Raw genomic sequence first — 10664 nt, 5'->3', positions numbered from 1 at the left:
CCGCCCATCAGGAGATTGACCTCCATGTCCATCAGCCCGGGCAGCAGGATGTTGTCGCCGAGGTCGATCACCTCGTCCGAGTCCGATTCGGCGACACCGTCGTTGACGCCGACAATGCGATCGCCGTCGACGCGGAGCACCGCTGGGGAGACCAGGGTGCCCGCGTCGACGTCAATCAGGCCGGCGGCCTTGATGATGAGCATCTGTGTCCCGTCACACCGTGCCACTTCAGACAACGGGTTCGTAGACCAGTTCGGCCCAGGCGGCACCCGAGTCGGGCACGCGCGGCTGCTTCCACACCTCCACCGGGAACGACACCATGATCAGCGACTGCATCAGGTGCACGAGTTTGCGGACATCCTCGGGCAGATCGTGGATGTCGAACTGGTCGCCGTAGTCCATGACGTCGGCCAGCCGGGGGAAGGCGGCGTCGTAGAACTCCTGCATCTGCGGCATGGTGGAGGCCAGGCGCTTGGCGTAGCGCTCCTGTTCGGTCTCCAGCGCCCAGTCGGCCCAGGGCTCGAGATCGGCGAATTCAGCCGGCAACACTGGCATTGCGGTACTCCTCAACGTGATCGGCGGCCATCTTGTGCAGGTGGCGCAGCAGGATTTCCTGGTCGCAGAGCGGGAACTCGGTGACTGTCCGGGTCTCCAGCATCTTCTGGGTGGCCTCCAGGGTGTTGGCGTCCTGGAGTGCGTATTCCTTGACCGTGACGGCGGCCAATTCCTGGGCCAGCCGCTCGCGGATATTCTTGGGCGGCACGAAGTACAGATTGCACTCGAAGATGTGCTTGTTAACCGCGGTGGGCCAATAGGTGTAGGTCAGGTACCAGCCCGGTGCCCAGATCAGCAGCGACATATTGGGGAAGAACTCGAATTCGTCGACGCCCCAGGGCTTTGCGCCGGCCGGGTTGACGGCCGCGGGCAGCGGGTCCAGGCCCTCGATGTCAGGACGGTCCCACGGTCCGAACAGGCCCGAGCGCAGCACCCGCTCGATGGGCTTGACCATGTTCATGTCCTTCGGGGGAGCCATGCCGCCCCACGAGGAGATCATCGAGTGCGGGCTCTGCAGGTCGTAGTGCAGAGCCTCGAAGCCGACCTTCATGAGCTTGTCGGCCTCGTCCTTGACCGCCTGCTTCTGATGCAGGATCGGTGCGTGGTAGAACTCGGCGAACGCATCGATGAACAGCTTCCAGTTGCTGCCGATCTCGGCGCGGTAGCTGTAGGTCTCGGTCATCTCGTGGAACGGATAACCTTCCAGGCCCTTGCCGTATGCGCCGAGGTAGTCGGTGAGTGAGACCGCGGTGTTGTCGAAGTTGACGAAGATGAAGCCTTCCCACACCTCGCAGCGCACCTCTTTGAGGCCGTACTGGCTCTTGTCGAGGTCGAAGAACTCGCTCTCCTGCTGCACGTAGGTGAGCTCACCGTCGAGCTGGTAGCGCCACGCGTGGTACTTGCAGGCGAACTGGCGGCACGAACCGGCCGTCTCCTCGTTGGGGAAGTCGTCCCAGACCAACTTGTTGCCGCGATGCCGGCACACATTGTGGAAGGACCGGATCACCTTGTCCTTGCCCTTGACGAAGATGAGCGAGGTGTTGACCACGGGCAACTCGCGCGTGAAGTAACTGCCCACCTTGGGCAGCTTCTCGACCCGGCCCATGTACAGCCAGGTCTTGCGGAAGATGCCGTTGCGCTCGGCCTCGTAGAACTCCGGGTCGATGGAGTCGGTGTAGTCGACGGGTGCGGTGCCCAGGTCGGGGTAGTGTTCGGTCCAGCTGCCCGCAGCCGGTTTCTGGAAGTGTGCCAACGGATTTACCTTTCGTATTCGGGCTGTAGCTCGCGGTCCGGCTCGATGCCGAATGTGTTGAAGGCCATCGCCAGCGTGGTGTACGCGCCGACGGTGAAGACGAGATCCATGAGCTGACGCTCGTCGAGGTGGGCCGACAGCGCGGTCCAGGTCTGGTCGGAGATCGTGGAGGCCGTGTGCAGTTCGCCGACGGCCCGCAGGATCAGTTGTTCGCCCGGGTCGGTGGCGATACCGCCGAGTGCATCGGAGATCTCCTCGTCGGACATCCCCAGCGCACGTCCCATGCCGTGGTGATGCTCGATCTCGTAGGGGCTGTCGGCCAGGGCCGCCACCCGCAGGATCGCGATCTCACGCTGACGTGGTGTCAGGGTGGAACCGAACAGCACATGGACGTTGTACGGCAGGAATGCCTTGGTGAGTTCCGGATGCCGGACCAGGGTGGCCAGTGCGTTTCCTGCCCCCTCCGGGTTGCGGCGGTGCTTGGGGAGCAGGCTCGCCAGCGCCGCGTCGACGTCACCGTCCCATCGGTCGGCCGGCAGCGGGGTCAATCTCATGTCACCTCCTGTGAGAATCGGATTCTCATCTACGAGTACTAAGTTTCCATGATTGCCCGGTCCAGTCAATCCGTTTCGCCAAACAGGCTCGTGCGAGTTCTGGGATCATGGACACCGACCAGGCGGTGCGCAGGTCCGCGAACTGCGTTTTCCCTGATGGTCTTCGTGGATCTGTGACCTGGGTCTCTTGGTCCGGTTGATTCTTGGTTTGTGAGAAGCTAGTTTTCTGATGTGAGAGTGACGCTATCGTCCGATCGCCGTCGAGGTGACCGGAACGGGCGTCAACTCAGGCAGTCACAGCCCGGAAGGCGACGGCCCGGCCTTCCCGAAGTCCGGCTCTCCCATGGGCCACCCCGGACACCGGGAGCGAGGAGAGATTCCCATGAAGACACCGTCCAGATCGATGGCCCTGCTGGCCGTGGCCGCGAGCGCACTGCTCATCGCGGGCTGCGGCGGCCGCGACGGTTCCGGCAGTGAGGAGACCGCCTCCGGAGGTGACAAGACCGCCTCGTCGGAGGTGTCGAGTTCGTTCGGTGACCTCGGAGAGGTCTGCGGTAAGGGCTCGGCCAAGGGCGCCACCGCCCAGGGGGTGACCGACACCGAGATCAAGATCGGTGTGTTCTCCGATGTCGGCTTCACCAAGACGGCCGAATTCGGTGACGCGGCAAAGGTGTTCACGTCCTGGTGCAATGACAACGGGGGTATTGCCGGTCGTAAGATCACCGCCAACCTCCGCGACACCAACCTGATGAGTGTGCGCCAGGAAATGGTCAAGGCCTGCAAGGAGGACTTCGCCCTTGTCGGCGGCGGTGCCGCGCTCGACGGGCTCGGCGTCAAGGAAAGGCTGACCTGTCTACTGCCGAGCTTCCCGGCGCAGACCTCGCAGGTGCCCGCTCTCGCCTCGGACCTGCAGATCCAGCCCGCGCCGGCGCAGACCTTCGGATACATGCCGTACTACCAGTACCGGAAGTGGCTGGTCACCGAGGCGTACCCGGACTCGGCGCAGAAGGTGGGCATCATCAACGGTGACTCGCCGGTGACCAAGGTGCTCGGCGACATGCAGCTCGAATCCACCGAGGCCGCGGGCGGCAAGTTCGTCTACAACAATCTCTACCCGGCCAGCGGCGTCGCGGACTGGACCCCGTACGCGCAGGGCATCAAGGACAAGGGCGTCAAGGGCCTGATCTTCTACGGCCAGTACGCGCAGCTGGCCAAGCTGGAGGCCGTGCTGACCGGCATGAACTACAAGCTCGACTGGATCGACGCCAACAACAACTCCTACGGCGCGTCCTTCCCCGAACTCCTCGGCAAGTCGGCCGACTACCAGAACAACCTGGTCGACCTCAGCGGCATCCTGCCGCTGGAGAGCACCGAGCCGGCGATGGCGCAGCTCAAGGCGCTGTACAAGAAGTACGCTCCCGGTGCCGACATCTCCGGTCCGGCGGTCCGCGCGTTCTCGTCGTGGCTCGTATTCGCGAAGGCCGCCACGAGCTGTGGTGACAAGCTGACCCGGACCTGCCTGTACGAGACGATCGCCAAGGAGAGTGCATGGACCGCGGGTGGGCTGCAGACTGCACAGAATCTGAAGCCGGGTGAGGCGCCTTCGGGATGCTTCAACATCATGAAAGTCACGTCGAAGGGCTGGGAAGCGGCCGACTTCAAGCCGGACCAGGGCGCCTACCGCTGCGATATCGATCCCAAGCCGATGGCAGACAAGAGCCGCTACGGCAAGGGTCTGACTCTCGCCGATGTGGGCAAGAGCATGAGTGACGTCAAGTAGATGGATCAGTTTCTCGCCTATGGTGTCGTCGGGCTGAGCACCGCCGCGATCTACGCGGTCATCAGCGGCGGGCTCGTCGTCACCTACACCACCACCGGCGTCTTCAACTTCGCCCACGGTGCCGCCGGCATGTTCTCGGCGTTCATGTACTGGCAGCTGTCGGTGGGCTGGGGCTGGCCGGTATGGCTGTCGCTGCTGGTGATCCTGGGCATCGGGGCGCCGCTGTTCGGGCTGGCCATCGAATTGGCGATGCGGCCCGCGCAGGCGCTCGGCGAGGCGGAGAAGCTCGTGATGACGGTCGCGTTGCTCAGCGGCCTGATGGCGATGGCGCGGTGGATCTGGAATCCCACCGAAGCGCGTTCGCTGACGCCGTTCTTCGCCGATCGGGATCCGTTCCACATCTTCGGCGCCACCGTCACCTGGCATCAGGCGCTGACGATGGTGGTGGCCGTCGTGGTGGCCGTGGGCTTGCGGATCCTGTTGCTGCAGACCAGGACCGGCGCCGAGATGCGGGCCACCGTCGATGACCGGTCGCTGGTGGGCCTGACCGGTGCCGATCCGTTGCGGGCCAACCGGATCGCCTGGATCCTGGGCATCGAACTGGCCGCGGTCGGCGGCATCCTCATCGCCCCGGCCGTCGCGCTCGACGCGCCGTCGTTGTCATTGCTGATCGTGAGCGCTTACGCCGCAGCCATTTTCGGTCGGCTCAAGAGCCTGCCGCTGACGTTCCTCGGTGCGATCGTCGTCGGCTGCATGGAGAGCTACCTGGCCGGCTACCTGCCGCAGAACGACTACCTGCCGGGCCTGCGGCTGGCCGCACCCGCGATCCTGTTGCTGCTGGCGCTGCTGCTGTTCCCGCACGGACGGCTGCGCGGCCGCGACCGGCAGCTGAGCCCGGTACCGTTGCCGACGATGCGTGGCACCTGGTTCCTGGCCGCGGTGATCGTGCTGTTCGGCGTCATCCTGGCGACGGTGCTCAGCGACAGTGACATCCTGAGCTACGGGCAGATCTTCGCGGTCGGTGTGATCGCGCTGTCGTACGTGCCACTGGCCGGGTTCGCAGGGCAGATCTCGCTGTGCCAGATCTCTCTCGCCGCGATCGGGGCCATCGTGTGCGCCCGCTTCGGCGACGACGGTCAATGGTGGGCGATCATCGTGGCCGCGATCGTGGCCGGGGTGGTCGGAGCGGTGATAGCAATTCCGGCGCTGCGGCTTTCGGGCGTGTATCTGGCACTGGGCACCGCGGCGATCGCCGTGATCTTCGACCGGTGGATCTTCACCCTGCCGTCGTTCGAGATCGCCGGATTGCGGATCTCGTTGTTCGATCAGGGCTCGATCGAGGTGCCGGGACCGTCGCTGTTCGGGTTCGCCGTCGACACGCCGGAGCGGGTGACCGTTTTCGGTGCGGTGGTGCTGGCGCTGATGACGGTCGGAGTGGCGTTGCTGCGGCGCGGACGCCTGGGCCGGCGATTGATCGCGCTTCGCGACAGCGAGGCGGCCTTTGCGACGCTCGGCGGAAACCTGTTGGCCGGCAAACTGCTCGTCTTCGGATTGAGTTCGGCCATCGCCGGTGTCGGCGGTGGCCTGTACGGAATGTCCCTACAGTCGGCCACCCCCGACCAGTTCAACTTCATCTCGGGACTGCCGATCTTCCTGGTCGTCGTCCTGGCCGGGCTCGGCTCGGTGGGTGCGGGCCTGTTCGTCGGCGCCGGCCTGTCCGGCCCGTTGCATGCGATCGGTGCGCTGTGGCCGGCGATCAAGGAGATGTCGCAGGCACTGCCCGCGATCGGTGCTGTGGCCTTCGGCGCCAAGGCCGTCCAGGAGGGTGGTATCGCCGAGCTGCGCAAACGCTGGAACAGCGCGTTCGACGACGACGTCGTCATGGGTGGGCTGGTGGTGTGGACCCTGATCGCCTGGGTGCTGCGCCTGACCGATGTGGTCAACGGCTACGTGTTGGTGCTGCTGCTCGTACTCGCCGCCGTGTTGGTGCCGGTGGTGGCCAACTGGCGCCTGCGCCGGTCGAATCCCGCTGCTGTGCAACAAGAATCGTCCGATGTTCAAGCGGGCGAACCTGATTCGGATATGCCGGTCGAATGGTGGGGAATCGCCAGGGACTGGGCACCGGAAGACGAGGAGGCGCTCGATCGTGCCATCGCTGCTCGAAGTTGAGAACGTCAATGTCACCTTCGGCGCGCACAAGGCGGTCAGCGACGTCGCCCTGCATGCCGACGCCGGCCACATCACCGGGCTGATCGGCCCCAACGGGGCGGGCAAGAGCACGCTGTTCGACGTGATCTGCGGACTGCGCAGACCGGGGTCGGGCTCGGTGACCCTCGACGGCAACGACATCACCAAGCTCGGCCCGGCCCAACGAGCCCGGCTCGGTATGGCCCGCACCTTCCAGGGCCTGGAACTGTTCGGCAGGCTCAGCGTGCGCGACAACCTGCTGGTGGCCGCGGAGATGCGGCACCGGGGTGCGGCCGCCGCGCGGATCGTCGACGATATCCTCGACCGGGTCGCGCTGGGGCAGTACGCGGACCGGATCGCGGACTCGCTGCCCACCGGCGTCGGGCGGCAGGTGGAGGTGGCTCGTGCGCTCACCACCGAGCCACGCATCATCCTGCTCGACGAACCGGCGGCCGGTCAGGATCCGGAGGAGACCGCCCGCTTTGCCGACGTACTTCGCGGTGTCGTGGCCGGCGGTGTGGCGGTTCTGCTCGTCGAACACGACATGGAACTGGTGATGGACGTGTGCGATCAGGTGCATGTGCTCGATCTCGGGTCGATCATCACCTCCGGGACCCCTGAACACGTGCGCAACCACTCGGCCGTGCTCGAGGCGTATCTGGGGGTGGCCACATGAGCACGCAGAACCCGCCGATCCTGGAATTGCAGGACGTCCGCGCCGGATACGGCGGCATCACCGCGGTCCACGGGGTCAGCCTGTCGGTGCGGGCCGGCGAGGTCGTCGCCCTGCTCGGTCCGAACGGCGCCGGCAAGTCCACCACACAGAAGGTCGCCTCCGGGGTACACCCGGCCTCCTCGGGCCGGTTGCGCTACGCGGGCAAGGACGTGACCGGCATCAGCGCCCGGGACGCCGCGCGTGCGGGGGTCTGCCTGATCCCCGAGGGCCGCGGCATCTTCCCCAATCTCACAGTGCGCGAGAACCTCTGGATGATGACCTTCACCGGCAAGTCCCGGGAAGAAATCGAAACCGATGCCTACCAGCGGTTTCCGATCCTGGCCCAGCGCGCCAAGCAGACCGCCGGCACGATGTCCGGCGGCGAACAGCAGATGCTCGCCCTGAGCCGCGGCCTGGCCTGCGATCCCGCGGTGCTACTGCTCGACGAACTGTCGATGGGCCTGGCCCCGCTCATCGTCGAGCAGTTGTACGGCCAGGTGGCCGAACTCGCCCGGACGGGCGTCGCCGTCCTCGTGGTGGAACAGTTCGCCACCGCGGTACTGGACATGGCCGATCGCGCGGCCGTCCTGGTGCGGGGGAAGGTGGTCTACGACGGACCACCCGGCCGCGCCCTCACCGATGAACTCGCCAACCTCTATCTAGGGAGCTCGACATGAGTCACACCCAGCCCGACGTCCAGCGCGCCGCGGCAGCCGCACCCGCCCAGGCGGCCGACCGTGCCCAGCGGTTCGCCAGGGACCTCGACGCGCTGACCGTCGCCGATCCGGCCGCCAAACGGTCACAACTGTGGATCCGGCTCGGTATTGCCGCCATGGTGGCCGGCGTCGCGCTGCCGATCATCGCCTATTTCCTCTCGCACAACACCTCCGACCCACTGGTGCAACGCGACGCGATCATCCTCGCGCTCACCGGAATCGCCGTTGCCGTTGTGGGTTCGGTTGTGTTCCTGCGGTTTTCGCTCACCGGCTTTCTGCGGTTCTGGCTGGCCCGGCAGGCCTTCGACCTGGGTGCGCTGTCCGAGCGGCTCGCCGGCGGCAGCTCCGGCGCGCAGCAGACAACCGATCTGCCCGTTCGCTGAGAGGCCCGCATGACCGAGGGTATGAGTTTTGCGCTGTCCGACGACCAGGAACTGATCCGCAAGTCCGTGGCCGAGCTCGCCGCCCGGTTCGACGACCGCTACTGGATGGAAAAGGATCTCGCACACGAGTTTCCGACCGAGTTCTATCAGGCGATCGCCGACGGCGGCTGGCTCGGGATGACGATCCCCGAGGAATACGGCGGGCACGGACTGGGCATCACCGAGGCCACCATCCTGTTGGAGGAGGTGTCCAAATCCGGCGGCGGCATGAACGCGGCCACCGCCATCCACCTGTCGATCTTCGGGATGCAGCCGGTGGTGGTGCACGGCTCCGACGAACTGAAGGCGCGCACGCTGCCGCGCATCGTCGACGGTGATCTGCATGTGTGCTTCGGTGTCACCGAACCCGGTGCAGGACTGGATACTTCGCGGATCACCACATTCGCCCGGCGCGACGGTGACCACTATGTGGTCAACGGCCGCAAGGTGTGGATCTCCAAGGCGATGGAGTCGGAGAAGATTCTGCTGCTCACGCGCACCACACCGTACGACGAGGTCACCAAGAAGACCGACGGTATGACGCTGTTCCTCACCGACCTCGACCGCGACAAGGTGGAGATCCGGCCGATCAAGAAGCTCGGTCGCAACGCCGTCACCTCCAACGAGTTGTTCATCGACGACCTCATCGTGCCCGTCGCGGACCGGGTCGGCGAGGAAGGCAAGGGGTTCCAGTATCTGCTCGACGGCCTCAACCCCGAGCGGATGCTGATCGCGGCCGAGGCCCTCGGGCTCGGGCGGGTCTCGCTCGACCGGGCGGTGAGCTATGCCAAGGAGCGGGAGGTGTTCGACCGGCCGATCGGCATGAACCAGGGCGTCGCCTTCCCGCTCGCCGACTCGCTCGCCCACCTCGACGCGGCGGAACTGGTGTTGCGCAAGGCCACCTGGCTCTACGACAACGGACTGCCGTGCGGCAGGGAGGCCAACACCGCCAAGTACCTGTGCGCCGACGCGGGTTTCACCGCGGCCGACCGCGCGGTGCAGACACACGGCGGCATGGGTTACTCGGAGGAATACAGTGTGGGGCGTTACTTCCGTGAGGCGCGCGTCATGCGGATCGCGCCTATCAGTCAGGAGATGATCTTGAACTTCCTGTCCTCGCACACCCTCGGCCTGCCGCGCAGCTACTGATGGCGGATCAGTCGGGCCTACCGCTCGAAGGTGTCAGGATCGTGGCCCTCGAACAGGCGGTGTCGGCACCGATCTGCACCAGGGTGCTCGCCGACCTCGGGGCCACCGTCATCAAGGTGGAGAACCCGGGCGGGGGCGACTTCGCCCGGCACTACGACGACGTCGTCAAAGGTCAGGCCGCGCATTTCGTGTGGTGCAACCGGGGTAAACAGTCGATCACGCTGAATCTCAAGAGCGACGCGGGTCTGGAGGTGCTACATCGTCTGCTGGAGTCGGCGGACGTCCTCGTGGCCAACCTGGCGCCCGGCGCCACCGGGCGGATGGGGCTGACCCCGGACGAACTTGCCAGGCGGCACCCGGACCTGATCTCGGTGGAGATCGACGGCTACGGCCCCGGGGGTCCGCTCTCGCACAAGCGGGCCTACGACCTGTTGGCGCAGGCCGAGTCCGGGGCGTGCGCGATCACCGGATCTCCGGGTGCGCCCGCCAAACCGGGGCCGCCGATGGCCGACGTGTCGTCGGGACTGTTCTCGGCGATCTCCATCCTGTCGCTGCTGCTGCGTCGCGAACGTTCGGGCCCCGGCGACGGTGAGCCGGCACGGGGCGGGGCGCAGGTACAGGTGAGCCTGTTCGACACCATGACCGAGCTGATGGGGTACGCGCTCAACTACACCCTGCACACCGGCATCGACCAGGAACCGCGGGGAATGGGCTCACCCGCGGTGGCGCCGTACGGTTCGTACGCCACCGCCGACGGCCAGACCGTGGTGCTCGGCACGACGAACGATCGCGAATGGCAGCGGCTGTCCCGCGAGATCATCGGCCGCGACGACCTCGCCGATGACCCGCGGTACGCATCGAACGCGGACCGGGTCGCCCACCGCGACGTCCTCGACCAGGCGATCGCAGACTGGTGCGCCCGGCATGATCTGGCCCGGATCCAGGAGAGCGCCGACGCGGCCGGGATCGGCAACGCCCGCTACAACACGCCGAGCGATGTCATCGCCCACCCGCATCTGCGGGCCCGGGACCGCTGGCGAACCATCGACACCCCGGGCGGCCCCGTGCCCGCGCTGTTGCCGCCGGCCGTGGTCGCCGGGGTCGAGCCGGTGATGGGTGCGGTACCCGCGCTGGGCGAGCACACCGATGAGATCATGGCAGGGCTCGGGATTGCGGAGTCGGCGGTGGCGGCCTGGCGGGAGCAGGGGGCATTTGGCACAGCAAAGAGTGACTTGTGACATCTAGAAACTTCAACGAGATGCTTGTCACATTTCCGAAACCTACCTACTATGTGTTCACTAGGTCAGTTTCGGACAGCCCCCCGAAGGTAGGAC

General features: G+C 66.0%; 10 protein-coding genes and 1 pseudogene. 7 read left to right on the top strand and 4 right to left on the bottom strand.

All coding sequences use genetic code 11. From position 1 onward, the window contains the following. The 4 genes and pseudogenes from Q0627_RS15635 to Q0627_RS15620 form a co-directional block, all read right to left on the bottom strand. A pseudogene (locus Q0627_RS15635) lies at nt 1–203 on the bottom strand (amidohydrolase family protein); the annotation flags it as partial. 25 nt (nt 204–228) lie between these two features. After that, complete coding sequence (locus Q0627_RS15630; RefSeq protein ID WP_291017461.1) at nt 229–555, bottom strand: hypothetical protein; 327 nt, start codon at nt 553–555, stop codon at nt 229–231. Next, nucleotides 536–1807 carry an aromatic ring-hydroxylating dioxygenase subunit alpha gene (locus tag Q0627_RS15625; RefSeq protein WP_298811286.1) on the bottom strand — a complete coding sequence of 424 codons (1272 nt, stop codon included), beginning with the start codon at nt 1805–1807 and terminating at the stop codon, nt 536–538. Before Q0627_RS15625 ends, Q0627_RS15630 begins: the two co-directional genes overlap by 20 nt. A gap of 5 nt (nt 1808–1812) precedes the next feature. Next, the gene (locus Q0627_RS15620) at nt 1813–2361 is read right to left on the bottom strand and encodes a carboxymuconolactone decarboxylase family protein (protein ID WP_298811284.1); all 549 of its coding nucleotides are present in this window, start codon (nt 2359–2361) and stop codon (nt 1813–1815) included. Nucleotides 2362–2743: 382 nt separating this feature from the next. Between Q0627_RS15620 and Q0627_RS15615 the strand changes: the two genes are divergently transcribed. From Q0627_RS15615 to Q0627_RS15585, 7 genes are read left to right on the top strand one after another with little or no spacing between them, the layout of a single operon-like run. Beyond that, on the top strand, nt 2744–4141 hold the full coding sequence (locus tag Q0627_RS15615; RefSeq protein ID WP_291020435.1) for an ABC transporter substrate-binding protein: 1398 nt from the start codon (nt 2744–2746) through the stop codon (nt 4139–4141). Further along, entirely contained in the window at nt 4142–6310 is a 2169-nt protein-coding gene (locus Q0627_RS15610) for an ABC transporter permease (protein WP_291020426.1), read from the top strand. Then, on the top strand, nt 6288–7004 hold the full coding sequence (locus Q0627_RS15605) for an ABC transporter ATP-binding protein (RefSeq protein WP_291020428.1): 717 nt from the start codon (nt 6288–6290) through the stop codon (nt 7002–7004). The genes Q0627_RS15610 and Q0627_RS15605 overlap by 23 nt, the downstream gene beginning before the upstream one ends. Beyond that, the gene (locus Q0627_RS15600; RefSeq protein ID WP_291020430.1) at nt 7001–7720 is read left to right on the top strand and encodes an ABC transporter ATP-binding protein; all 720 of its coding nucleotides are present in this window, start codon (nt 7001–7003) and stop codon (nt 7718–7720) included. The genes Q0627_RS15605 and Q0627_RS15600 overlap by 4 nt, the downstream gene beginning before the upstream one ends. Next, nucleotides 7717–8142: a hypothetical protein gene (locus tag Q0627_RS15595; protein ID WP_291020433.1), complete on the top strand. Its 426-nt coding sequence runs from the start codon at nt 7717–7719 to the stop codon at nt 8140–8142. The genes Q0627_RS15600 and Q0627_RS15595 overlap by 4 nt, the downstream gene beginning before the upstream one ends. Before the next feature lie 9 nt (nt 8143–8151). Continuing rightward, nucleotides 8152–9330 carry an acyl-CoA dehydrogenase family protein gene (locus tag Q0627_RS15590; protein ID WP_291014856.1) on the top strand — a complete coding sequence of 393 codons (1179 nt, stop codon included), beginning with the start codon at nt 8152–8154 and terminating at the stop codon, nt 9328–9330. After that, nucleotides 9330–10568 carry a CaiB/BaiF CoA-transferase family protein gene (locus Q0627_RS15585; protein WP_291014854.1) on the top strand — a complete coding sequence of 413 codons (1239 nt, stop codon included), beginning with the start codon at nt 9330–9332 and terminating at the stop codon, nt 10566–10568. Before Q0627_RS15590 ends, Q0627_RS15585 begins: the two co-directional genes overlap by 1 nt. Nucleotides 10569–10664: the final 96 nt, after the last annotated feature.

Source organism: uncultured Gordonia sp., assembly GCF_937858515.1.
In the GTDB taxonomy this organism is placed as follows: Bacteria; Actinomycetota; Actinomycetes; order Mycobacteriales; family Mycobacteriaceae; genus Gordonia.
The sequence above is the reverse complement of the archived record's forward strand: the minus strand, read 5'-3'. Positions and strand labels throughout refer to the sequence as shown.